Origin of the sequence: Streptomyces sp. T12 (genome assembly GCF_028736035.1) — a bacterium.
Lineage (GTDB): Bacteria > Actinomycetota > Actinomycetes > Streptomycetales > Streptomycetaceae > Streptomyces.
Map to the genome: position 1 here is coordinate 1,773,929 of NZ_CP117866.1, position 24,001 is coordinate 1,797,929.

Annotated in this window: 19 protein-coding genes; 5 read left to right on the plus strand and 14 right to left on the minus strand. The window is 70.4% G+C overall.

Translation table 11 applies throughout. The features are described from left to right. Positions 1–40: 40 nt before the first annotated feature. Both PBV52_RS07780 and fmt read right to left on the minus strand, forming a co-directional pair. Complete coding sequence (locus PBV52_RS07780) at positions 41–1,468, minus strand: RsmB/NOP family class I SAM-dependent RNA methyltransferase (protein ID WP_274237555.1); 1,428 nt, start codon at positions 1,466–1,468, stop codon at positions 41–43. 140 nt (positions 1,469–1,608) lie between these two features. After that, entirely contained in the window at positions 1,609–2,541 is a 933-nt protein-coding gene (fmt, locus tag PBV52_RS07785) for a methionyl-tRNA formyltransferase (RefSeq protein ID WP_274237556.1), read from the minus strand. A gap of 354 nt (positions 2,542–2,895) precedes the next feature. Here fmt and PBV52_RS07790 point away from each other — a divergent pair, with 354 nt between their 5' ends. Beyond that, a complete protein-coding gene (locus tag PBV52_RS07790) occupies positions 2,896–3,438 on the plus strand; it encodes a hypothetical protein (RefSeq protein WP_274237557.1) in 543 nt (180 codons plus the stop codon). Positions 3,439–3,635: 197 nt separating this feature from the next. Here the strand turns inward: PBV52_RS07790 and PBV52_RS07795 are convergent, their stop codons facing one another. Next, a complete protein-coding gene (locus tag PBV52_RS07795) occupies positions 3,636–5,795 on the minus strand; it encodes a primosomal protein N' (RefSeq protein ID WP_274237558.1) in 2,160 nt (719 codons plus the stop codon). Positions 5,796–6,124: 329 nt separating this feature from the next. Between PBV52_RS07795 and PBV52_RS07800 the strand changes: the two genes are divergently transcribed. Genes PBV52_RS07800 through PBV52_RS07815 form a run of 4 tightly spaced genes read left to right on the plus strand, consistent with a single transcriptional unit; the run spans position 6,125 to position 11,203 of the window. Further along, a complete protein-coding gene (locus tag PBV52_RS07800) occupies positions 6,125–7,423 on the plus strand; it encodes a helix-turn-helix domain-containing protein (RefSeq protein ID WP_274237559.1) in 1,299 nt (432 codons plus the stop codon). 41 nt (positions 7,424–7,464) lie between these two features. After that, entirely contained in the window at positions 7,465–8,172 is a 708-nt protein-coding gene (locus tag PBV52_RS07805) for a toll/interleukin-1 receptor domain-containing protein (RefSeq protein ID WP_274237560.1), read from the plus strand. Then, the gene (locus PBV52_RS07810) at positions 8,169–10,130 is read left to right on the plus strand and encodes a hypothetical protein (RefSeq protein ID WP_274237561.1); all 1,962 of its coding nucleotides are present in this window, start codon (positions 8,169–8,171) and stop codon (positions 10,128–10,130) included. The genes PBV52_RS07805 and PBV52_RS07810 overlap by 4 nt, the downstream gene beginning before the upstream one ends. Continuing rightward, the gene (locus PBV52_RS07815; protein WP_274237562.1) at positions 10,127–11,203 is read left to right on the plus strand and encodes a hypothetical protein; all 1,077 of its coding nucleotides are present in this window, start codon (positions 10,127–10,129) and stop codon (positions 11,201–11,203) included. The genes PBV52_RS07810 and PBV52_RS07815 overlap by 4 nt, the downstream gene beginning before the upstream one ends. Positions 11,204–11,276: 73 nt before the next feature. On the opposite strand, the gene metK is transcribed toward PBV52_RS07815, so the two are convergent. The 11 genes from metK to PBV52_RS07870 form a co-directional block, all read right to left on the minus strand. After that, on the minus strand, positions 11,277–12,485 hold the full coding sequence (metK, locus tag PBV52_RS07820; protein WP_274237563.1) for a methionine adenosyltransferase: 1,209 nt from the start codon (positions 12,483–12,485) through the stop codon (positions 11,277–11,279). A 239-nt stretch (positions 12,486–12,724) separates the two neighbouring features. Further along, entirely contained in the window at positions 12,725–13,927 is a 1,203-nt protein-coding gene (gene coaBC, locus PBV52_RS07825) for a bifunctional phosphopantothenoylcysteine decarboxylase/phosphopantothenate--cysteine ligase CoaBC (protein WP_274237564.1), read from the minus strand. 118 nt (positions 13,928–14,045) lie between these two features. Continuing rightward, complete coding sequence (rpoZ, locus tag PBV52_RS07830) at positions 14,046–14,318, minus strand: DNA-directed RNA polymerase subunit omega (RefSeq protein WP_030247008.1); 273 nt, start codon at positions 14,316–14,318, stop codon at positions 14,046–14,048. Positions 14,319–14,402: 84 nt separating this feature from the next. Next, on the minus strand, positions 14,403–14,960 hold the full coding sequence (gene gmk / locus PBV52_RS07835; protein WP_062722557.1) for a guanylate kinase: 558 nt from the start codon (positions 14,958–14,960) through the stop codon (positions 14,403–14,405). 59 nt (positions 14,961–15,019) lie between these two features. Beyond that, entirely contained in the window at positions 15,020–15,343 is a 324-nt protein-coding gene (locus PBV52_RS07840) for an integration host factor (RefSeq protein WP_003977346.1), read from the minus strand. A gap of 288 nt (positions 15,344–15,631) precedes the next feature. Then, entirely contained in the window at positions 15,632–16,477 is an 846-nt protein-coding gene (pyrF, locus tag PBV52_RS07845) for an orotidine-5'-phosphate decarboxylase (RefSeq protein WP_274237565.1), read from the minus strand. Continuing rightward, positions 16,474–17,589, minus strand: coding sequence for a quinone-dependent dihydroorotate dehydrogenase (locus PBV52_RS07850; protein ID WP_274237566.1), 1,116 nt, complete (start codon positions 17,587–17,589; stop codon positions 16,474–16,476). Before PBV52_RS07850 ends, pyrF begins: the two co-directional genes overlap by 4 nt. An 81-nt stretch (positions 17,590–17,670) precedes the next feature. Beyond that, on the minus strand, positions 17,671–20,979 hold the full coding sequence (carB, locus tag PBV52_RS07855) for a carbamoyl-phosphate synthase large subunit (RefSeq protein WP_274237567.1): 3,309 nt from the start codon (positions 20,977–20,979) through the stop codon (positions 17,671–17,673). Further along, a complete protein-coding gene (gene carA / locus PBV52_RS07860) occupies positions 20,972–22,129 on the minus strand; it encodes a glutamine-hydrolyzing carbamoyl-phosphate synthase small subunit (RefSeq protein WP_274237568.1) in 1,158 nt (385 codons plus the stop codon). Before carA ends, carB begins: the two co-directional genes overlap by 8 nt. After that, positions 22,126–22,713, minus strand: a complete 588-nt coding sequence (locus PBV52_RS07865) for a hypothetical protein (RefSeq protein ID WP_274237569.1) — start codon at positions 22,711–22,713, stop codon at positions 22,126–22,128. Before PBV52_RS07865 ends, carA begins: the two co-directional genes overlap by 4 nt. Beyond that, positions 22,710–23,996, minus strand: coding sequence for a dihydroorotase (locus PBV52_RS07870; RefSeq protein ID WP_274237570.1), 1,287 nt, complete (start codon positions 23,994–23,996; stop codon positions 22,710–22,712). Before PBV52_RS07870 ends, PBV52_RS07865 begins: the two co-directional genes overlap by 4 nt. Positions 23,997–24,001 lie beyond the last annotated feature (5 nt).

The window sequence follows — 24,001 nt, forward strand, 5'->3', positions numbered from 1 at the left end:
CCTGGGGATGGGACGGGTAGGGGCGGCGGGGGCGAAACCCTCAGCCCACCGGGCCCACCTTCCGAATCAGCGCCAAGTACATCGCATCCGTCCCATGCAGATGAGGCCACAACTGCACATCAGGCCCCTCCCCCAACTCCGGCACCCCGGCGAACAAGGCCCGAGCATCGATCAGCTCACCATCAGCCCGCTGCTTCAACACGTCATCGACAACCGCCCGCGTCTCGGCAAGATGCGGCGAACACGTGGCGTACCCGACAACTCCACCGACCCGCACGGAATCAAGAGCGGTCTGCAACAACCCCCGCTGCAGAGGCGCAAACCCCTCCAGGTCCTCCGGCCGCCGCCGCCACCGCGCCTCCGGCCGCCGCCGCAACGCCCCCAGCCCGGTGCACGGAACATCCATCAGCACCCGGTCAAAACTCCCGTCCCGCCACGCAGGCCGCGTCCCATCCGCAGCGATGACCTGGTACGGCCCCGGGTTGCCCTCCAGCGCCTTGGCCACGAGCCCCGCCCGATGCGGCTGCTTCTCGGAGGCGAGCAGCATGGCCCCCCGCTCGGCGGCCAACGCCCCGAGCAGCGCTGCCTTGCCGCCGGGCCCGGCACACCCGTCGAGCCACCGCTCATCGGGCCCGTCGAGGGGAGCGTTGGCAAGGGCCAGGGCAACCAGCTGACTCCCCTCGTCCTGCACCCCCGCCCGCCCTTCCCGTACGGCCTCGATCGCACCGGGCTCCCCGCCCTCGGCCAGCCGCACGGCATACGGCGACCAACGCCCCGGAACAGCTGCCTCCGCACCGAGCAGCTCTTCGGTCGTGGCCCGCCCGGGCCGCGCGACCAGCGTCACCTCGGGCCGCTCGTTGTCGGCCTCCAGCAACCGCTCGATTCCGGCCCGCCCGCCACCGAGCGAGTCCCACAGCGCCGAGACGACCCAGCGCGGATGCGAGTGCACGACGGAGAGATGGTCCTCGGGATCGTCGTCGTAAGGCGGAGCGACCCGCTGGATCCACCCGTCGAGATCGTCCTGCGCGACTTTCCGCAGCACGGCGTTGACAAACTTGGCCCGCCCGTCGCCGAGAACGACACGCGCGAGTTCCACGGACGCGGACACGGCGGCATGCGGCGGAATCCGCGTCCCGAGCAGCTGATGCACACCCAGGCTGAGCACATCGAGCACCGGCGGGTCGACCTCACGCAACGGCCGGTCCACACACGCGGAGATGACCGCGTCGTACGTCCCCTGCCGGCGCAGCGTCCCGTACACGAGCTCGGTGGCGAGCGCGGCGTCCCGACCGTCGAAGTCGCCCTTCTCCCGCGCCTTGCGCAGCAACGGCGGCAGCACGAGGTTGGCATACGCGTCCCGCTCGTCCACGGCACGCAGCGCCTCGAAGGCGAGTACGCGGACGGGGTCCTTCTTGGGCCGTCGGTAGGGCTTGCCGGGTTTGCTGGGCCGACGGGAGGTGTCGCTCACGAAAAAGGTGCTCCGGATTGCTGGATGAGATGTACGACCAGCCTACGTCGCACCATCGGCCCGGCGTACGGCTGGTTACGCCCCGAGGCCATCCCGTCGGTCAGGCCCCGAGGTCAGGCCCCGAGGGCATGCCCCGATGGTCAGGCCCCGAGGCTCTCCCCGTCCCCGATCCGCACGCCCCGCGCCCAGTCCGCCGCCCGCATCGGCTTCTTGCCCTGAGCCTGCACCCACAGCAACTCGACGGCGTACGACCCGGTCCCGACGTACACGTTGTTCTTCCCGACGGAGAGCGCACCGGGGGCGAGATCGTCCCGCCCGGGCACCGGCTGCACCTGGATGAGCTTGAGCCGCTCGCCACGGAAGACGGTCCAGGCCCCCGGGGCGGGGGTGCACCCGCGCACGACACGGTCGACGCGCAGGGAGGGAGCGCTCCAGTCGATGTGGGCGTCCTCGACATTGACCTTGGGTGCGAGAGTGACCCCCTCGGACGGCTGCGGTACGGCCTTCAGCGTGCCGTCCTCGATCCCGTCCATGGTCGCGGCGAGCAGACCGGCGCCCGCGAAGGCGAGGCGGGTCAGCAGATCGCCGCTGGTGTCGGTGGCCCGGACCTCCTCGGTAACGGTGCCGTAGACGGGTCCGGAGTCGAGCCCTTCCTCGATGAGGAAGGTCGAGGCCCCGGTGATCTCGTCGCCCGCCATGATGGCGTGCTGCACGGGCGCGGCCCCACGCCAGGCGGGCAGCAGCGAGAAGTGCAGGTTGACCCAGCCGTGGGCCGGGATGTCGAGGGCGACGCGCGGCAGCAGGGCGCCGTAGGCGACGACCGGACAGCAGTCGGGCGCGATCTCCCTGAGCCGCTCCAGGAACTCGGGGTCGCGCGGCTTGGCGGGCTTGAGCACCTCGATCCCGGCCTCCACGGCCCGCTCGGCCACCGGACTCGCCACCAGCCTGCGCCCGCGTCCGGCCGGCGCGTCGGGCCGCGTGACGACGGCGGCCACCTCGTGCCGCCCGGAGGCGATCAGAGCGTCCAGAGCGGGTACGGCGACCTCGGGGGTACCGGCGAAGACAAGCTTCATGGGTGGGTACGGGCCTCTCGGGCGGGGTTGGTTGGGGCAACGCACAAGTCTATGGGGGCGGGGCGCAGGGGCTCACGTCGGCAGCACCAGGAACGAATGCGCCCCCTACGAGCCCCTCGGGAGAGTCCAGCAGCTTGGCCAACTGGAAACGTGTGGTGCGAGGTCAGGCATGCATCCGAGTCCGACGGCCGAGGCGCACCACCCCCGCCCGGGGGCGTAGGCATATGCCCACACGCCCCCACTGCGTGACCCGCGGAGCGCTCCGGCGTTGGTCAAGAAAGAGTTGACCACAACGGGCCGCACGCGCCGAATTCGCGGCCCTCTCCTTTTCACGCCGGTTCGAGAGGCTTGTTCATGGCCGACCACGCAACCCACGACGCCCAGGCTCGGGCCAGCCTGCACTTGCTGGTGCGGGACATCGAGCGGGTCCGCCGGCAGGTGGACGCACTGCGCACGCTCACCGCCCAGCTGGGCAACGTCTACCGCCCGCGCCGCTCCGGTCCCTCCACGGGCTTCGTCGTCTACGGACGCGCCCCCGCCCCGACGGTCCGTCTCGCCCAGGAGTTGCGGGACAGCGTCGAAACCCTGGTCACGGCAGCCGTGGACTTCGACCGCTCACTCGGCTTCTCCTGGGACGCGGTGGGTTCCGCCCTCGGCGTCACCAAGCAGGCGGTCCACCGCCGCTACGGCGCCCGCCGCGCCGCCGCCCAGTCGGCGGCGGAGAACGAGCGAGCGACCGAGCCTTCGGGATCCCGGACGGTCAACGTCGCCACCGCCCTCCCCACGGTGCCGACGGTCCCCGCGGCCCGCTCCATGCCGACACAGCCGACGGCCGGCAGCCCCGCCCTCCGCGACGAGGCCCGCCCCACGGCGTTCCCCGGCCCGCGCAACGGCTGACGCCTCCTCACTCTGCCCTCCCGACTCTGCCCTCCTGGAACGCACCGGGAGGGCAGCGGCATGCCGGGACGACGGAAGCCGACCTCAGGGGCAGGAGGACCGCAAGCCAGGACAACCGCGAGCCAGCAGGCAGCAGGCAGCAGCCACCAGCCACCAGCCACCAGCCACCAGCCACCAGCCACCAGCCACCAGCAGGATCACCCGATATCAGGCGGATCAATCCGAACCCGCACCGCGGGCACGTCCCCACCTCCCCGCGCCATCCGCGCCGCCTGCGCGGCCTTCAACGCGGACGCCAACGCGGCCCCGCTCCCAGGCGGGACCCGGATCAACGCCCGGTCCCAGTGCTCCCCGGGCGGCGGCGCCCCCGCACGCCGCGGCGAGGCCACCGCCGTGACGGGCAGCGGCACGGGCCCCAACACCTCGGCCTCCGGCGGCAGTTCGGCCGTACCGAGGAACTCGGCGACCGTCTCGCCCGGCCCGGCCACGGCAGCCATCCGGGACACCGGCGGAAACCCCAGCTCGGTCCGCTCGGCAAGCTCCCGCACCGCGTGCCCGACGGGATCCCACCGCACCAGCGCCTGCACAGGCCGCAGCGTGGGCTCGGCGACGACGACCACCGTCCCCCCGGCACTCTGCGGCCGTACCAGCGAGGCAGCCGCGATCCAGCGACGCAGCGCGTCCTCCCCCGCCCGCAGATCGGGCCGCCCGAGCATGGCCCAGCCGTCCAGCAGCAGGGCCGCCGCATACCCGCCCTCGGCGACCGGCTCGGCCCCCGGTGTGCTCACGACCAGCGAGGGCGTGTCCGGCACGGTGTCCAGCACATGGTCACGCCCGGAGGTCCGCACCGGAACGGCGGGAAAGGCCCGCCCCAGCTCCTCGGCGGTCCGCCGCGCCCCCACCACCTGAGCCCGCAACCGGAACCCCCCGCACTCAGGACAGTGCCAGCCCCCCTCCTCCGCACGCCCGCACCACCCACACCGCAGATCGGCCCCCGAGCCCCGCGCCTCCAGCGGCCCGGAACAGTGCCGGCACCGAGCCGGCGCCCGGCAGTTGGCACAGGCCATCCGCGGCACGTACCCGCGCCGAGGCACCTGGACCAGGACCGGACCCTGCCGCAGTCCCTCCCTCACCACCTGCCAGGCGAGGGTCGGCAGCCGAGCGGCCCGAGCGGCCTCGTCCCGCGCCAGATCTGCGTCCCCCACGGTCCGTACGAGCGGAGCCGCGCCCCGCACCCGCTCCCGCCCGGCGACGAGCGGCCGGGCCCAGCCGCTCTCCACAAGCTGGGCGGCCTCGACGGTGCAGCTCCAACTCCCCAGCAGAAAGCCACACTTGTCCTGCGCGGCCCGAAGCAGCAGCACTTCACGCGCATGAGGCTGCGGGGCATGCTGCTCGCTATGGCTGTCGTCACCGTCGTCCCACAGCGCGACCAGCCCGAGGTCCTGCACCGGAGCGAACATGGCGGCCCGAGTCCCCACGACCGCCCGCACGGCCCCCCGCCGCACCGCGAGCCACTCCCGGTACCGCTTCTCGGGCCCGGCATCGGCGGTCAGCACCGCATGCCGCCCCGCCCCCAGCAGCGCGGTCAGGGCGGCATCGACCCGCGCGACGGCCCGACCGTCCGGCAGGACGACCAGCGCTCCGCGCCCGGAAGCCAGCGTCGCGACGACGGCCCGGGCCAGCTCCTCACTCCACTCGGGCCCGGGCAGCGCATTCCACACGGCCCGCGGCGCACCCCCGGAGGCCAGCGCCTCCAAAAAGACGGCCCCCCGCTCATACCGCCCCCAGGACCCCACCTCGGGCCTAGCGGGAGCCGGAAGCGGCTCCGGCGAAGGCCGCTGCTCGGCCCGCGCACTGCGCGGCGGCACGGCCAGCTGCAACACATCGGCCAGCCCTCCGGCATACCGATCGGCAACCGCCCGCGCGAGCCCCAGCAACTCCTCGCTCAGCACCCGCTCGGGCGAAACGACCTGCGCGAGCGCCGCAAGGGGCCCGGAGTAGTCGGACTCGGCAACCCGCTCGACCAGGAACCCGTCAATGAGCCCCCCGCCCTCGCGCCGCCCCTCCCGCACCCGATGCCGCCCGGCCCCGAACCGCACCCGCACCCGCACCCCGGGCTGCGCTTCGGCATCGAGCTCCTCCGGCACGGCATAGTCGAAGTACCGATCAAGGTGCAGCACACCCTTGTCGACCAGCACCCGCGCCACGGGCAACTCCTTGGCCAGCGCGGCCCCCCGCCACGTCCGCGGCTTGGCCTTGGGCACCCTGGCCTTGCGCACACTCTCCCGAATGAGCGCAAGCTGCTCGGGCGGCGCCCCCTCGGCCCCACCACCCGTCTGCCCGTTCTCGCTGCTCACGCTTGCATTCTTACCAAACACCACTGACAACCGACGCCCGACCGAGATCAGCCCGGTCCCGGATCACGTACGCGCGCATCGCCCCGCGCCGGCGTCGCCTGACCCAAGATCACGAGCGTACGAACCCGCAAGCCCGCGCTGTCGGCCATTTCCGATCTGCGATTCGGCCCGAACCGATCATCAAGGCTTGAGTCCGACCTCCGCCGGTATCAGAACTGGAAACGGGAAACTCCGCCGGCAGCCTTGCCCGGACCGCTCGCCCGGCGGACGCTGAATCGCGACGACGGACGGCCCAGCGCATCCGCTGCGTCGGCATGAGGGGGGATCACATGCTGGAGCAGCCACCTGTGTTCGGTGCCGAACTGCGCCGCTTGCGGATGGCCGCCGGGCTCACACTGGCGCAGTTCGCTGCCTCGGTGCACTACAGCAAGGGGCAGATCAGCAAGATCGAGACGGGGCAGCAGCGAGCGACGCCCGAATTCGCCCGTCTGTGCGACGTGGCACTCGACACCGGCGGCACGCTCGAGGCCCTCGCCCCCACGCGTGCCCGCCGCCGTCGTACCGGACAGCTCCCCGTCCCCGACCAGGCAGGAGCCATGCGAGAGACACCGCCCGAACGGCCCGGCGACACTCCTTGGCCGCCCCCTTCCCGCCGGCAGCTCATGGCAGCCGGGGCCATGTCCGTGTTCGGCATCGGAGCCGCGCCCCCTCACCCCGACCCCTCCGACCAGCCTCTGCTGGACGCTTACCGCACCCTCTTCGACCAGTACCGGCGCATCGGCCAGCTGTCGTCACCGAGAGCCCTGCTGCCGACGCTGGCCGAACAGACGAGCGCGCTGCGTGCGTTGGCCGCACGCACGGGCGGCCGCAGCGGCCCTCGCCTGCTGAACCTGGCGGCACGCTTCGCGGAGTACACCGGGTGGATGGCGCAGGAGGCGGGCGACGAAGCAGCGGCCGCGCGCTGGACCAGCCATGCCGTGGACCTCGCCGGATCGGCGGGCGACCGCCAGCTGGCGTCGTACTCCCTGGTCCGTCACGCGCTGATCACCTACTACCGGGGAGAGGCCGCTGACACCGTCGACCTGGCCGAAGGGGCCCTGAGCGGCGCTCTGCCGCCCCGCATCCGCGCCCTGGCGGCACAACGCGTGGGCCAGGGACATGCCCTGGGCGGCGACCACGACGCCTGCATGCGCCATCTCGACCGAGCCCGCGACCTCTTCGACCTGGCCGCCGCCGAGACTTCCGAGCCCGACGCCCCCGTTCTCGGCACGGCACACCTGAGCGACCCGGTTTCCCTGGTGACGGGCTGGTGCCTGGTGGATCTCGGCCGGCCTCGGCAGGCGGCCGACATCCTCGACGTCGAATGTGCCCGCATCCCCGCGCACGCCCTGCGGAACCACGCCCGCTACGGCGCCCGGCGCGCCCTCGCACACGCCCTGTCCGGCGAGATCGATCACGCCTGTGAGCTGACCGGTCACCTGCTGCGGAACACGGCCTGCGTGGGCTCCGAGACCGTCGCGACCGACCTGCGCCGCCTTGCCCGCGTCCTGGCCCGGCACCCGCACCGTCCCGCCTGCCAGGCCGTCGCGGCCCCGCTCACCGCTTCCCTCACCCCGCCGGAGCTCTGACCGGCGCACTCCCGTCCCTCAGGCAGAGAGGCCATTCCGCCATGCCCGAAATCTTCATCAACTACCGCACCGGCGACGGCGAACAGGTCGCGGCGACCCTCGACAACGCGCTGCGCACCCGCTTCGGCGACGACCACGTCTATCGGGCCAGCCGCTCGATCGCGCCCGGTGACCTGTTCGACAGCGACCTGATCACCAACGTGCGCAACAGCTCCGTCCTCCTCGCCCTCATCGGCGACCGCTGGCTGGACAAGCCCACGCTCGGCACCGACGAGGACTGGGTCACCAAGGAGATCCTGGAAGCCTTCCGCCACGACATCCGGGTCATCCCCGTGCTCATCGGCCGACGCACCGAACGGCCGGCCAAGCGCGACCTGCCCGACAGTCTTCTGTGGCTCACCGACTGCCAGACCCTCCGCTACGACCACCAGACCGACGAACGCGACCTGAAGCACATCGGCGACGCACTCGCGGACCTCGTCCCCTCACTCGCCGCCGCCGACCGCACGGTCCAAGAGCCGGACGCGCCCGCGGCGACCGGCAACAGCACGGGCGATCTGAACAACTCATGGGTGGTGCACACGGGTCAGGTCACGGGCGGCGCCATCCATATCGGCCCCGACGAATCGCGCCACAGCCACCACACCGTCCACCAGAACGGAACCGGCGCCAACTATGTGGCGGGAGACAACCACGGCGGCATCCGCCAGAGCTTCGGCGCCACCCCGCCGGCCGAGGACGGCGAGTGACGACCGATGTCCCCGGCCCACCGGGCGACGAACCGACCCAGCCGGGAACGACGAACAACTACCACATCCTCTTCGGACAGGCCCCCTCGCCGACGCCCGCCTCGCCCCGACAGGTGGCCGAACAGCAACTGCGCCACCTCCAACGGCGGTTCGCCCGTCCCGGCAACCTCAACGACGCCTACGACACCCTGGAAGAGCACAACATCGTCTTCCTCGACGGCGCCCCGGGAAACGGCAGGACCTCGGCGGCCCGCGTCCTCCTGCGTGAACTGCCGCGCGGCACGGGGATCTACCACGAGATCGCCACCGTTCTGGAGGGAAGATCACCGGAGATCCTCTCCCCCGGCCTCGTCGGGGAGGAGGACCGCATGCTGCTGGACCTGTCGGCGGTGGGCGAAGACCTCTGGAAGCAGTACCACGACAGACTCCTCGGCTTTCACAAGATCCTCGCGGACAAGCGGGCGTACCTGGCCGTCGTGCTCCCGCATCAGTACGCGGACCAGTTGAGTCCGGACTTCACCGGCTACCGCAGGCCGGTCAACCGTCCCGACGAGTTGGATGTGGTGGCCTCCCGTCTGCGCGCGGACGGTGTCACCGTCGGCCGTCCCCGGCCGGCTCCGCCCGCGCTGCGCGAGTATCTGGGCATCCACCCACCCATGCGTGAGCTGGCACGGCTGGCCGATCTCATCCTGGAGGCGCGCAAGGCGCTGCGTCCGGACAGCACCTTCACGGACTGGTGCGACCTGGCGATCACGGCTCAGACCGCCCGGGCCGAGGAGGTCGACTCCTTCGTCCCGGGACTGCGGAAGGGTCCTCAGCGGGCCCTGCTGCTAACCGTGGCCATGCTGCACGGGGCACCCGCCGATATCGTCCATCGGGCCACGGCACTCCTCCAGGAACTCCTCGGCATCCCGCAGGACGACCGCCCGCTCCTCGAACACAAGGGGCTCACCGAGCGCCTGCACAAGGTCGGCGCGACCCGCGACGACACGACCTGTGTGCACTTCGAGAAGCTCCGCTACGACCATGCCGTGCGCCGCCACTTCTGGCTGAACATGCCGGACCTTCGCGACCCGCTGCGCCAGTGGGTGGACCAGGTGCTCGAGCTGCCGCAGCTCCCCGACATCGACCACAGGCGGCTCGTCGTGCGGTTCGCGGAGCTGTGCCTGGCCACGGACCAGGACGAGCTGTTCCGTACCGCCTCGGCCTGGGCGGGGAAACGAGGCAGCAGGGCGACCGTGACGTACCTGCGTGCCGCCGCGGAGTTGCTCCGCTGGGGTGTCGAGAACGAGGAGACCAGCCAGCTCTTCCGCACGACGATCTACTCATGGTCGAAGAACTCGATCACGGCCGGACTGCGCCATGTCCTGATCGCGGTGTGCGCCGGGGTCATGTCGGTCCACTACCCGGAACAGGCCGTCGTCCGACTGCACCACCTGGCCCGCCGAGAACCGCCCCGCGAACCCAGGGCTCGTGGCGTCCTGCTGGAATTCGTCGCACAGGACCTACGGCTCCAGCTCTACCTCCTCTACCGTCTGTTTCTCTTCTCCCCCACCAACCCCAGGCACAAGGAGTTCGACGCCCGCCTGTTCCTCGATCTCGTCGCCGTACCGACCTGGCCCGCGCACTCCTTCCTCCGCAACCCCGTGACCCGGGACTGGCTCGCGGGGTGCTGGACGGCCGTGTTCCGGCACACCGACAGCGTGATCTGGCCGCCGTGTGTCAAGCAGTGGATCAGGGCCGCGAACAGCTCCGACGACCCGGCGCTCGTCCACCACGCCCTGAGCGTGCTGGTCGACGCCGCGGCCGGCAGCTATCGCGCTCTCCGCCAGGTCTACGCCACGGCCCGCGCCTCGCTCTCCGCCGAAGAGGCCCGCCTGCTCCTGTCCAGGATCCATGAGGCTCAGCGCGCAGGCCTGTCACCGCGGTCCAAGTCACAGGAGGGTCCACAGTCATGAGTTCCGGTCAGAAGACCGTCTCCGTCTTTCTCATGCTGATCAGCTCGATGCTCGTGCTGATCCTCGGTCTGTACGTGTCCTGGCCGATCTGGGCCTGGCCCGTCGCCGTCGTTCTCCTGGGAGCGTCCTGGGCAGGGGCCACGACCGCGGCGTCGCGAGTGAACCGGGGGAAGCTGTTCCCCGACACCGTGACGGCACCGCCGGTGCCGGAGGTGGAGCGTCGCGAGCTGTCCGTGAAGGACGTCGCACTGCCGAGTGCGCTGGAGGACTACGACTTCCTCCTGTCCGCGACCATCCGCTGGTGTCCCGAGAAGCCCTACGCGCAGGAGACCGGGATCCACCACGGAGGGTTGGCGGTGGAAGCCATCCTCGCCCGCGCCCGGACCATCACCGCTGCCTGCGATCCCTTCCGCAGCTCCCTCGTTCAACACGAACTGAGCGGAGCGCTGGCCGAGATGTACCCCGACCGCAGCGGGCACATCCGGGCGATGGCCCTGGACGTCGTACTCCGGCTCTCCGAGGAGGACCAGAACCGGCTGGACCGACTCGCCGCCATCCGCAAGGACGAGGAGCTGTGGGAGCACGAACGCAAATGGGAGAAGAGCCGTCGCGCCTATCTGGGCGACGACGTCCTGCGTGACACGGGACGTGCCGTGGTCTGGTGGCTGGCCAAGAACGACGACCAGGTGGAGAAGACCGTCGAGGACATCGGGCTGCTCGCCCGGCTCACCTCGGCCGCCAACAACGAACAGGTCGCCGAGCCCTTCCGGCATCTCGTGCCGGACGCCTTCCCCGAGACGCCTGCGGCAAAGACGCCACGCGGTCCGGCCGACCTGTTCACCGACTTCATGCAGGGGCTGGGCTTCAAGCCCGGCGCCGACGACTGCATGATGGTCGCCGATCAGGTGGCCATGGCCATAAAGGAAAAGGACGCGGAGGCGGCCGAGGAGATCCGCAACCGGTTCGCCCCACCCAACGAGAGCGAAGACCAGGGCCGGGACGGGGATGACGACGGCGGCGGAGACGATCCGGACGCCCCTTCGACGGGCATCGGGCCTGTCACCGAGGAGTAGGCCCGCGCCCGGGAAACACGAACGAGGCCCGGTTCCCGCAGGAACCGGGCCTCGCACAAGCCTGGGATCAGGCCTACAGCCCCACAGCCTTCCGCAGCGCCTCCACCCGGTCCGTCCGCTCCCAGGTGAACTCCGGCAGCTCACGGCCGAAGTGGCCGTAGGCCGCGGTCTGGGCGTAGATCGGGCGCAGCAGGTCCAGGTCGCGGATGATCGCGGCCGGGCGCAGGTCGAAGACCTCGTCGATGGCCTTCTCGATCTTCTCGGTGTCGATCTTGGCCGTACCGAAGGTCTCGACGAACAGACCGACGGGCTCGGCCTTGCCGATCGCGTACGCCACCTGCACCTCGCAGCGCGCGGCAAGGCCCGCGGCGACGATGTTCTTGGCGACCCAGCGCATCGCGTACGCGGCCGAGCGGTCCACCTTGGACGGGTCCTTGCCCGAGAAGGCACCACCGCCGTGGCGGGCCATGCCGCCGTACGTGTCGATGATGATCTTCCGACCGGTCAGGCCCGCGTCACCCATCGGGCCGCCGATCTCGAAGCGGCCGGTGGGGTTGACCAGGAGACGGTAGTTCTCGGTGTCCAGCTTGATGCCGTCGTCGAGGAGAGCCTTGAGCTCCGGCTCGACCACGAACTCCCGGATGTCGGGGGCGAGGAGCGAGTCCAGGTCGATGTCGCTCGCGTGCTGCGAGGAGACCACGACCGTGTCCAGGCGGACCGCCTTGTCGCCGTCGTACTCGATGGTGACCTGCGTCTTGCCGTCCGGGCGCAGGTAGGGGATCGTGCCGTTCTTGCGGACCTCGGACAGGCGCTTGGACAGGCGGTGCGCCAGGAAGATCGGCAGCGGCATCAGCGTCGGCGTCTCGTCCGTCGCGTAGCCGAACATCAGGCCCTGGTCACCGGCACCCTGGCGGTCCAGCTCGTCTTCGTCGCCCTCGACCCGGGACTCGTACGCCGTGTCCACGCCCTGCGCGATGTCCGGCGACTGCGCGCCGATCGAGACGGAGACACCGCAGGAGGCGCCGTCGAAGCCCTTCTTCGAGGAGTCGTAGCCGATCTCGAGGATCTTGTTGCGGACCAGCGTCGCGATGTCCGCGTACGTCTTGGTCGTGACCTCTCCGGCCACATGCACCAGGCCGGTCGTGATCAGGGTCTCGACGGCGACCCGAGAGGTCGGGTCCTCGCGCAGAAGCGCGTCGAGAATGGTGTCGCTGATCTGGTCAGCGATCTTGTCGGGGTGACCCTCGGTCACGGACTCCGAGGTGAACAGGCGACGGGACACAACGCTCCCTGTGGTTGCAGCGGCTGCTGGCTGATCATTGGCGGACGGGACGGGGGCTGCGCCCGGCGTCGTCCGAGGACAGTTTATCTGTCGCGCTCGGCCGCGGGGCCCCTGTCTCGCCTCTCGGGAGCGCTGTGACCTGCGGCACGGGCATTCTGCCCAATGCCACATGCCCTTGGCCAGGGGCGCCACACCCGAATCGGGCAAGGCTCGGCCGAAGCCCGCAGCGCATCAAACAGTCACCCCAGTCGTCGCGCCACCAGGTCCCACACAGTTTCGGCCAGGGCTTCCTTGGGCCCGTGCGGTACGGGGGTCTCGCTGCCGTCGGCGCCCAGGACGACCGCCTCGTTCTCCTCCGAGCCGAAGGTCTTGCGCTCGCCCACCTCGTTCACCACCAGCAGGTCGCACCCCTTGCGTTCCAGCTTCTTGCGGCCGTTGGCCATGACGTCGTCCGTCTCGGCGGCGAAGCCGACGATGACCTGGCCGGGGCGGGCGCGGTCGGTCGAGATCTCCGCGAGGATGTCCGGATTCCGCACCAGGACGATGGGGTCCGGGTCCTGGCCGTCCTTCTTCTTGATCTTTCCGGCGGCGTACGTCTCCGGGCGGAAGTCCGCGACGGCGGCCGCCATCACCACCGCGTCAGCGTCCGCGACGGCCTTGAGGACCGCTTCCCTCAGCTGTACGGCCGTGCCGACCTGCACGACGTCCACGCCCGCCGGGTCGGGCAACCCGGTGTTCGCCGCGAGCAGCGTGACGCGGGCGCCCCGGGCGGCGGCGGTGCGGGCGAGGGCGTAGCCCTGCTTGCCGGAGGAGCGGTTGCCGAGGAAGCGGACCGGGTCGAGGGGCTCGCGGGTGCCGCCGGCGCTCACGACGACGTGCCGGCCCTTGAGGTCCGGCTCGGTGACGCCCCGGGCCAGGACCCGGCGACAGACCTCGAAGATCTCCGCGGGGTCGGGCAGTCGGCCCTTGCCCGTGTCGACGCCGGTGAGCCGGCCGACGGCGGGCTCGATGACGACCGCGCCGCGGCGGCGCAGCGTCGCCACGTTCTCCTGCGTGGCCGGGTGCTCCCACATCTCGGTGTGCATGGCGGGCGCGAAGACGACCGGGCAGCGGGCGGTGAGCAGCGTGTTGGTCAGCAGGTCGTCGGCGAGGCCGTGCGCGGCCTTGGCGAGCATGTCGGCCGTGGCCGGGGCGACGACCACCAGGTCGGCCTGCTGGCCGATGCGGACGTGCGGAACCTCGTGGACGTCGTCCCAGACCTCCGTCGAGACGGGATGGCCGGACAGGGCGGACCAGGTGGCGGCGCCGACGAAGTGCAGCGCGGAGGCGGTGGGCACGACCCGGACGTCATGCCCGGACTCCGTGAGTCTGCGCAGCAGCTCACAGGCCTTGTACGCGGCGATGCCACCACTGACCCCCAGAACGACCTTGGGCTTGTCCACCGCGGGCCTCCCACTCGTTGAACCGACGACTCGAACCGACGACTCCATGACACACCACAGGCCCGACAGTCACGCTGCCGGGCCTGTGGAAAAGCCAGCTCAAAGCTGAAAATACTACTTACTGCGCCGGGCCTTCGACGGCCTCGGACGTCAGCAGACCCGCGTTGATCTCGCGCAGGGAGATCGAGAGCGGCTTCTCGTGGACGTGGGTGTCGACGAGCGGACCGACGTACTCGAGGAGGCCCTCGCCGAGCTGCGAGTAGTACGCGTTGATCTGGCGGGCCCGCTTGGCCGCGTAGATCACGAGGCTGTACTTCGAGTCGGTGGCCTCGAGGAGCTCGTCGATCGGCGGGTTGATGATGCCCTCGGGCGCGGAGATGGAAGAGGACACGCTCTACCTTCCGATGGATGGGAAAGATTCAGTGCGAATGATCAAGCCTGACCGAAACGACCAAGCTTCAACGATCAATCACGATCACACAACGTCCATCAAGGCTAGCAGCTCGCGCGCTACGTCCTCGACGGAGGTGTTGACCAAGGTCACGTCGAACTCCGGCTCGGCCGCCAGCTCGACCTTCGCCGCGTCCAGGCGGCGCTCGATCACCTCGGGCGGCTCGGTGCCACGTCCGGTGAGTCTGCGCACGAGCTCCTCCCAGGAGGGAGGAGCCAGGAACACCAGCTGAGCCTCGGCCATGGACTCGCGGACCTGCCGGGCGCCCTGGAGGTCGATCTCCAGGAGCACCGGCTCACCCGCCTCCAGCCGCTCCAGCACAGCCGCACGCGGCGTGCCGTAGCGGTTGCCGGCGAACTCGGCCCACTCCAGCAGCTCGCCGTTGGCGATCAGCTTGTCCATCTCGTCGTCCGTGACGAAGAAGTAGTGGACTCCGTGCCGCTCGCCGGGACGGGGCTTGCGGGTCGTCGCCGACACCGAGAGCCAGACCTCGGGGTGTTCCTTGCGCATATGGGCGACGACCGTGCTCTTGCCGACCCCGGAGGGGCCGGAGAGCACGGTCAGTCGCGGACGTTCACTCATGCAGCGATTATTCCAGCAATCCCGGAGTGCCCGGGACTCCCAGTCCGGAGTACCCGGACTCAGGAGCCGGTGCTGCCGAACTCACGCTCCAGGGAAGCGATCTGGTTCGAACCGAGGCCACGCACGCGGCGGCTCTCGGAGATGCCGAGTCGCTCCATGATCTGCTTGGCGCGGACCTTGCCCACGCCCGGCAGGGACTCGAGCAGCGCGGAGACCTTCATCTTGCCGATGACGTCGTTCTCCTGGCCCTGCTTGATGACCTCGTGAAGAGAGGCGCCGGAGTGCTTGAGTCGATTCTTGACCTCGGCCCGCTCCCGGCGAGCCGCGGCGGCCTTTTCGAGCGCGGCTGCGCGCTGTTCAGGGGTAAGGGGCGGAAGAGCCACGCCTACGTCACCTCGGATGTTGAACTGTCGGATACGGACCGGTGAGGAACCTAGTCGCCCCACACCTGGGGAGCTACGAGCAACACGCTTGCCCGTTCACTCTCGTCGGAGACTAGCGGCCAAGTCCGCCAGAGTCAGCGAGAACAGCGGAAAAGTCCTGGTCAGCCTCCGTCAGGCCAGACATTTAGGACATAATGCCCCGGATTTGAGGATGTATTCAGACTCAAGTCGCCCCCGAGCCACTCATCGGAGGTCTCGCGCGAGCGACTCGAACGCCTCTGACGACGGTCAGTCGACCGACACAGCCGCCCGGATCTCGTCAGCGAAGCGTGACGCCGCGTCACGCAGCGCGACGACGTCGGGCCCGTGCCGCAGCACACCCCGGCTGACGTTCGGGACGACGTTGCGCACCGCCGCGCCGAAGACCCGGGGAAGATCGGCCGGCGTGGCTCCCTGCGCTCCGATGCCGGGCGCGAGGAGCGGACCGTTGATGTCGAGGTCGTACGTCGACAGGTCGCCGAGCGTGGCTCCGACGACGGCCCCGAAGGACCCCAGGGGCTCCTCCCCCGAGTTTTCGACAGCCAGGTGCCCCAGCATCGTCGCGCCGACGGTACGGCCGTCCGCGCGGATCGCGTGCTGGACCTCGCCGCCTTCCGGGTTCGAGGTCAGCGCGAGCACGAACAGGCCGGTGCCGCTCTCGCGCGCCAGCGCGATCGCCGGCGACAGCGACCCGTAGCCGAGGTACGGCGAGACCGTCAGCGCGTCCGAGAACAGCGGGGAGTCCTTCCGCAGGAAGGACTCGGCGTACGCGGCCATGGTCGAGCCGATGTCGCCGCGCTTGGCGTCCATGACGACCAGCGCACCGGCCGCCCGCGCCTCCTCGACCGACTTCTCCAGCACCGCGACACCGCGGGACCCGAAGCGCTCGAAGAACGCGCTCTGCGGCTTGAGCACGGCGACCCGGTCGGCCATCGCCTCGACGACCGTGCGGCTGAACCGCTCCAGGCCGGCCACGTCGTCGTTCAGGCCCCACTCGGCGAGCAGGGACGCGTGCGGGTCGATTCCGACGCACAGCGGGCCACGCTCGTCCATCGCGCGGCGAAGGCGTGCACCGAAGGGTTCCAGAGCAGTCATGCGGCTTCCTCGGCCTTCCTGACGTCGGCGCCGACCGCGTCGGCGAGGGTGGCGTACGGGCTGGTACGGAGGCGTGCGGCCAGCCCCTTGTGGATGGCGCGGCCCCAGAAGGGCCCTTCGTAGATGAAGGCGCTGTATCCCTGGACCAGCGTGGCGCCCGCCAGGATCCGCTGCCAGGCGTCCTCGGCGTTCTCGACGCCACCGACGCCCACCAGGGTGATCCGGTCGCCCACGCGCGCGTACAGGCGCCGCAGCACCTCCAGGGAGCGTGCCTTCAGGGGCGCGCCGGAGAGACCGCCGGTCTCCTTCACCAGAGAGGATTCGGATTTCAAACCGAGCCCCTCGCGCGCGATGGTGGTGTTCGTGGCGATGATCCCGTCCAGACCCAGCTCGACGGCCAGGTCGGCGACCGCGTCGACGTCCTCGTCGGCGAGGTCGGGCGCGATCTTCACCAGGAGCGGGACACGGCGGTTCGCGACCGTACGGTCGGCGGCCTCGCGAACGGCGGTCAGCAGCGGGCGCAGCGCCTCGGTGGCCTGCAGGTTGCGCAGGCCGGGCGTGTTCGGCGAGGAGACATTGACCACCAGGTAGTCGGCGTACGGCGCCAGCCGCTCCGTCGACTTCACGTAGTCGCCGACGGCCTCCGCCTCCGGGACGACCTTGGTCTTGCCGATGTTGACGCCCACGACGGTCCTGAAGACGGGCCTACGGGAGGCCAGACGGGCCGCGACGGCCAGCGAACCCTCGTTGTTGAAGCCCATGCGGTTGATCAGCGCCCGGTCCTTCACGAGCCGGAACAGCCGCTGCTTGGGGTTGCCCGGCTGCGCCTCCCCCGTCACCGTGCCGATCTCGACGTGGTCGAAGCCCAGCATCGACATCCCGTCGATGGCGACGGCGTTCTTGTCGAAGCCGGCGGCGAGCCCGAAGGGGCCGTGCATGCGCAGCCCGAAGGCCTCGGTCCGCAGTTCCTCGTACCGGGGCGCGAGAGCGGCGGCGACGAACGTACGCAGCACGGGGATCCTGACGGCGAGTCGGATCCAGCGGAAGGCCAGGTAGTGGGCCTGCTCCGGGTCCATCCGTTTGAAGACCAGACGGAAGAAAAGCTTGTACATCTCAGAAGTCCTCGGGTTCCTCATGAAGACCGGGTCCTCATGAAGAGGGGGACACCGTTTCCGGTGTCCCCCTCAGGGCTGCTAGTCGCGGGCCGCGGTCAGGTGTTCCGCGTGTTCCTGGAGCGAACGGACGCCCACATCACCGTGGTTGAGGGCGTCGATGCCCTGGACGGCGGCGGCGAGTGCCTGAACCGTCGTCAGGCAGGGCACCGAGCGCGCCACGGCCGCCGTACGGATGTCGTAGCCGTCGAGGCGGCCGCCCGTGCCGTACGGGGTGTTGACGATGAGGTCGACCTCGCCGTCGTGGATGAGCTGGACGATGGTCTTCTCACCGTTCGGGCCGGTGCCCTCGGACTGCTTGCGCACGACCGTGGCGTTGATGCCGTTGCGCCGGAGGACCTCGGCCGTGCCGGACGTGGCGAGCAACTCGAAGCCGTGGGCGACCAGTTCACGCGCCGGGAAGATCATCGAGCGCTTGTCGCGGTTGGCGACCGAGATGAAGGCGCGGCCCTTGGTCGGCAGCGGCCCGTAGGCGCCCGCCTGCGACTTGGCGTACGCCGTGCCGAAGACGGAGTCGATGCCCATGACCTCGCCGGTGGAGCGCATCTCCGGGCCGAGGACCGTGTCGACGCCGCGGCCGTGGATGTCGCGGAAGCGCGACCACGGCATGACGGCCTCCTTGACGGAGATCGGCGCGTCGAGCGGCAGTTCACCGCCGTCGCCGGTCGTCGGCAGCAGCCCTTCCGCCCGCAGCTCGGCGATGGTCGCGCCCAGCGAGATCCGGGCGGCGGCCTTCGCCAGCGGCACCGCGGTCGCCTTCGAGGTGAAGGGGACCGTACGGGACGCGCGCGGGTTGGCCTCCAGGACGTACAGGATGTCGCCGGCCATCGCGAACTGGATGTTGATCAGGCCGCGGACCCCGACGCCCTTGGCGATGGCCTCGGTCGAGGCGCGCAGGCGCTTGATGTCGAAGCCGCCCAGCGTGATCGGCGGCAATGCGCACGCGGAGTCGCCGGAGTGGATGCCGGCCTCCTCGATGTGCTCCATGACGCCGCCGAGGTAGAGCTCCTCGCCGTCGTAGAGGGCGTCGACGTCGATCTCGATCGCGTCGTCCAGGAACCGGTCGACGAGCACCGGCCGCGAGGGGCTGATCTCGGTCGACTCGGCGATGTAGGACTCCAGCCGGGTCTCGTCGTACACGATCTCCATGCCGCGCCCGCCGAGGACGTACGACGGCCGCACCAGGACCGGGAAGCCGATCTCGTCGGCGATGGCCTTGGCGCCGGCGAAGGTGGTCGCGGTGCCGTGCTTGGGGGCCGGCAGGCCCGCCTCGGCGAGGACGCGGCCGAAGGCGCCGCGGTCCTCGGCGGCGTGGATGGCCTCCGGGGACGTACCGACGATCGGCACGCCGTTGTCCTTCAGCGCCTGCGAAAGACCCAGCGGGGTCTGGCCACCGAGCTGCACGATCACACCCGCGACCGGCCCTGCCTGCTGCTCCGCATGGACGATCTCCAGCACGTCTTCCAGCGTCAGCGGCTCGAAGTACAGGCGGTCGGAGGTGTCGTAGTCCGTGGAGACGGTCTCCGGGTTGCAGTTGACCATCACGGTCTCGTACCCGGCGTCGCTCAGCGCGAAGGAGGCGTGGACGCAGGAGTAGTCGAACTCGATGCCCTGGCCGATGCGGTTGGGACCGGAGCCCAGGATGATGACGGCCGGCTTCTCCCGCGGGGCGACCTCCGTCTCCTCGTCGTACGAGGAGTAGAAGTACGGCGTCTTGGCGGCGAACTCGGCGGCGCAGGTGTCGACCGTCTTGTAGACCGGGCGGATGCCCAGCGCGTGCCGCACCTCGCGCACGACGTCCTCGCGCAGCCCGCGGATCTCGCCGATCTGCTGGTCGGAGAAGCCGTGCCGCTTGGCCTCGGCGAGCAGTTCGGGGGTGAGCTCCGGCGCCTCGGCGAGCTCGTCGGCGATCTCCTTGATGAGGAAGAGCTGGTCGACGAACCAGGGGTCGATCTTCGTGTACTCGAAGACCTCCTCGGGCGTGGCGCCCGCGCGGATGGCCTGCATGACGGCGTTGATCCGGCCGTCGGTGGGCCGTACGGCCTCGCGCAGCAGCTCGGTCTTGTCGCCGGGCTCGCCGACGAACGTGAACTGGCTGCCCTTCTTCTCCAGCGAGCGCAGCGCCTTCTGGAAGGCCTCGGTGAAGTTGCGGCCGATGGCCATGGCCTCGCCGACCGACTTCATGGTGGTCGTGAGGGTGGAATCGGCGCTCGGGAACTTCTCGAAGGCGAAGCGCGGCGCCTTCACGACCACGTAGTCGAGCGTCGGCTCGAAGGAAGCCGGCGTCTCCTGCGTGATGTCGTTCGGGATCTCGTCCAGCGTGTAGCCGACGGCCAGCTTGGCGGCGATCTTGGCGATCGGGAAGCCGGTCGCCTTGGAGGCGAGCGCCGAGGAACGCGACACGCGCGGGTTCATCTCGATGACGATCACGCGACCGTCCTCGGGGTTCACCGCGAACTGGATGTTGCAGCCACCGGTGTCGACGCCGACCTCGCGGATCACGGCGATACCGATGTCGCGCAGGACCTGGTACTCGCGGTCGGTGAGCGTCATCGCGGGCGCGACGGTGATCGAGTCACCGGTGTGCACGCCCATCGGGTCGAAGTTCTCGATGGAGCAGACGACCACGACGTTGTCGTGCTTGTCGCGCATCAGCTCCAGCTCGTACTCCTTCCAGCCGAGGATGGACTCCTCCAGGAGCACCTCGGTGGTGGGAGACAGGGTCAGGCCCTGGCCGGCGATGCGACGCAGCTCCTCCTCGTCGTGCGCGAAGCCGGAGCCGGCGCCGCCCATGGTGAAGGAGGGGCGGACGACGACCGGGTAGCCGCCGAGCGTCTCGACGCCCGCGAGGACGTCCTCCATGGAGTGGCAGATGACCGAGCGGGCGGACTCGCCGTGCCCGATCTTGCCGCGGACGGCCTCGACGACCTCCTTGAAGAGGTCGCGGTCCTCGCCCTTGTTGATGGCCTCGACGTTGGCGCCGATCAGCTCGACGCCGTACTTCTCGAGGGTGCCCGCCTCGTGCAGCGAGATGGCCGTGTTGAGGGCCGTCTGACCGCCGAGGGTCGGCAGGAGCGCGTCCGGGCGCTCCTTGGCGATGATCTTCTCGACGAACTCCGGGGTGATCGGCTCGACGTAGGTGGCGTCGGCGATCTCCGGGTCGGTCATGATCGTCGCCGGGTTGGAGTTCACGAGGACGACCCGCAGTCCCTCGGCGCGCAGGATGCGGCACGCCTGGGTGCCGGAGTAGTCGAACTCGGCGGCCTGGCCGATGACGATCGGGCCGGAGCCGATGACCAGGACGGACTGGATATCGGTGCGCTTAGGCACGCTGGCCCTCCATCAGGGATACGAAGCGGTCGAACAGGTAGGCGGCGTCGTGCGGGCCCGCTGCCGCTTCGGGGTGGTACTGGACGCTGAAGGCCGGCTGGTCGAGCAGCTGGAGGCCCTCCACCACGTTGTCGTTGAGGCAGACGTGGGAGACCTCGGCGCGGCCGTAGGGGGTGTCGGACACCTTGTCGAGCGGGGCGTCCACGGCGAAGCCGTGGTTGTGTGCGGTGACCTCGACCTTGCCGGTCGTGCGGTCCTGCACCGGCTGGTTGATGCCGCGGTGGCCGTACTTCAGCTTGTAGGTGCCGAAGCCCAGCGCACGGCCCAGGATCTGGTTGCCGAAGCAGATGCCGAAGAGCGGGGTGCCGCGCTCCAGGACCGCCTGCATGACGGAGACCGGGTGGTCGGCGGTGGCCGGGTCGCCCGGGCCGTTGGAGAAGAACACGCCGTCGGGGTTCACGGCGTAGACGTCCTCGGCGGTCGCCGTGGCCGGCAGCACGTGCACCTCGATGCCGCGCTCGGCCATCCGGTGCGGGGTCATGCCCTTGATGCCGAGGTCGACGGCGGCGACGGTGAACTTCTTCTCGCCGATCGCGGGGACGACGTACGTCTCCTTGGTGGCCACCTCGGCGGAGAGGTCGGCGCCCTTCATCTCGGGGGCCTGGCGCACCTCGGCGAGCATGGTGCCCTCGTCGGGCAGCGCGTTGCCGGAGAAGATGCCGACGCGCATGGCGCCGCGCTCGCGCAGGTGGCGGGTGAGCGCGCGGGTGTCGATGCCGGAGATCCCGACGACGCCCTGGTGGCGCAGCTCGTCGTCCAGCGAGCGCCGGGAGCGCCAGTTGGACGGCACGCGCGCGGGGTCGCGCACGACGTACCCGGCGACCCAGATCTGCTTGGACTCCGGGTCCTCGTCGTTGACGCCGGTGTTGCCGACGTGCGGGGCGGTCATCACGACGACCTGGCGGTGGTACGACGGGTCGGTGAGGGTCTCCTGGTAGCCGGTCATGCCGGTGGAGAACACGGCCTCGCCGAAGGTCACCCCCGCGGCCCCGTAGGCGCGGCCGCGGAAGATCCGGCCGTCCTCCAGGACGAGTACGGCGGGAGCCGCCTTGTGCCTCGGCGAGGCGGTCCCCTGGATGGAGGTCGTCATCGTTCGGCGCCTTCCGTGCTGTTGGTGTTGATCATGGAGTTAATGAGGTCGACCCACTCGTTGTGCTCGGCCGCGTGGTCCGAACGGAACCCGGAGTCGATCAGCCGATCGCCGTGCGCCCACGTCACGACCAGCAGACCACCCTCGGTCAGGACCTTGCCCGCGATGCCCTTGTCGAGCCGGGCCTCACGCAGCTGTGCGGCCGGGACGAAGAAGTCGGGCGCCCCGGGGCGTACGACGTCCAGTCCCGCGTCCGTCAGCGTGAGCTCGACCCGGCTGCGGGTGCCCAGGCCGTGCGCCACGATGCGGTCCAGCCACTGACCGGCGGTGGTCGAGCCGTGGTAGCGGCCGCTCATGCTCAGTCTGGCCGGGCCGGGGTCGTCCTGCGCGCTGGGCAGCTCGGGCAGGTCGCCCTGGAGCGTGCCGCGCCACTTCCAGCCCTCGCGCATCAGCCAGTAGACGAGCGCGACGAAGAGGGCGAGTCCGACGACCCAGCCGACGCGGGCGGCCCAGTCGGTCACTTCGGCCGACTTCTGTTCGGCCGCGAGCCCGGTTCCGGCTGCGAGCAGTGTTGCAGGTGTCACGTGAGCTTCCCGTCGACGAGCGTGGCCTTGCCCCGGAGCCACGTGTGCGTGACACGGCCCGGCAGCTCACGCCCCTGGTACGGAGTGTTGCGGCTGCGCGAGGCGAAGCCCGCGGGGTCCACGGACCCACGGTATTCCGTGTCGACGAGCGTGAGGTTGGCGGGCTCACCAGCCGAGACGGGACGGCCGTGCCCCTTCGCCTGCCCGATCTCGGCGGGCTTGAAGGACATGCGCTCGGCGACCCCGGCCCAGGTGAGGAGCCCGGTGTCCACCATGGTCTCCTGCACCACTGACAACGCGGTCTCCAGGCCGACCATGCCCATGGCGGCCGCGGCCCACTCGCAGTCCTTGTCCTCGTGCGGGTGCGGGGCGTGGTCGGTGGCCACGATGTCGATCGTGCCGTCGGCGAGCGCCTCGCGCAGGGCCAGCACGTCGCGCTCGGTACGCAGCGGCGGGTTCACCTTGTAGACCGGGTTGTACGTCCGCACCAGCTCGTCGGTGAGGAGGAGGTGGTGCGGGGTGACCTCGGCGGTGACGTCGATGCCCCGGGACTTGGCCCAGCGCACGATCTCGACGGAGCCTGCGGTCGACAGGTGACAGATGTGCACGCGGGAGCCGACGTGCTCGGCCAGCAGGACATCCCGGGCGATGATCGATTCTTCGGCCACCGCGGGCCAGCCACCGAGCCCCAGCTCGGCGGAGACGACGCCCTCGTTCATCTGGGCGCCCTCGGTCAGCCGCGGCTCCTGCGCGTGCTGGGCGACCACGCCACCGAAGGCCTTCACGTACTCCAGCGCCCGCCGCATCATCACCGCGTCGTCGACGCACTTGCCGTCGTCGGAGAAGACGGTGACCCCGGCGGCCGACTCGTACATGGCGCCCAGCTCGGCGAGCTTCTTGCCCTCCAGGCCGACGGTCACGGCACCGATGGGCTGCACATCGCAGTAACCGTGCTCCTGGCCGAGCCGGTAGACCTGCTCGACGACACCGGCCGTGTCGGCGACGGGGAAGGTGTTGGCCATGGCGAACACGGACGTGTAGCCGCCGCCGGCCGCCGCGCGCGTGCCGGTCAGCACGGTCTCGGAGTCCTCGCGCCCGGGCTCACGCAGATGGGTGTGCAGGTCGACCAGGCCCGGCAGCAGCACCTTGCCCGCCGCCTCGACGACCTGGGCGCCCTCGGCGCTCAGACCGGCGCCCACCTCTGCGATGGTCCCGCCGTCGATCAGCACGTCCTGCGGCTCGCCGCCGAGCACCTTCGCACCACGGATCAGGATCTTGCTCATCTGTC

Excerpts from the sequence above, each read along its gene's own strand:
- fmt (WP_274237556.1), bottom strand. The coding sequence starts at position 2,541 with ATGAAGCTTGTCTTCGCCGGTACCCCCGAGGTCGCCGTACCCGCTCTG.
- PBV52_RS07790 (WP_274237557.1), top strand. The coding sequence starts at position 2,896 with ATGGCCGACCACGCAACCCACGACGCCCAGGCTCGGGCCAGCCTGCAC.
- PBV52_RS07800 (WP_274237559.1), top strand. The coding sequence starts at position 6,125 with ATGCTGGAGCAGCCACCTGTGTTCGGTGCCGAACTGCGCCGCTTGCGG.
- PBV52_RS07805 (WP_274237560.1), top strand. The coding sequence starts at position 7,465 with ATGCCCGAAATCTTCATCAACTACCGCACCGGCGACGGCGAACAGGTC.
- PBV52_RS07815 (WP_274237562.1), top strand. The coding sequence starts at position 10,127 with ATGAGTTCCGGTCAGAAGACCGTCTCCGTCTTTCTCATGCTGATCAGC.
- gmk (WP_062722557.1), bottom strand. The coding sequence starts at position 14,960 with ATGAGTGAACGTCCGCGACTGACCGTGCTCTCCGGCCCCTCCGGGGTC.
- pyrF (WP_274237565.1), bottom strand. The coding sequence starts at position 16,477 with ATGACTGCTCTGGAACCCTTCGGTGCACGCCTTCGCCGCGCGATGGAC.
- PBV52_RS07850 (WP_274237566.1), bottom strand. The coding sequence starts at position 17,589 with ATGTACAAGCTTTTCTTCCGTCTGGTCTTCAAACGGATGGACCCGGAG.
- carA (WP_274237568.1), bottom strand. The coding sequence starts at position 22,129 with ATGACGACCTCCATCCAGGGGACCGCCTCGCCGAGGCACAAGGCGGCT.
- PBV52_RS07870 (WP_274237570.1), bottom strand. The coding sequence starts at position 23,996 with ATGAGCAAGATCCTGATCCGTGGTGCGAAGGTGCTCGGCGGCGAGCCG.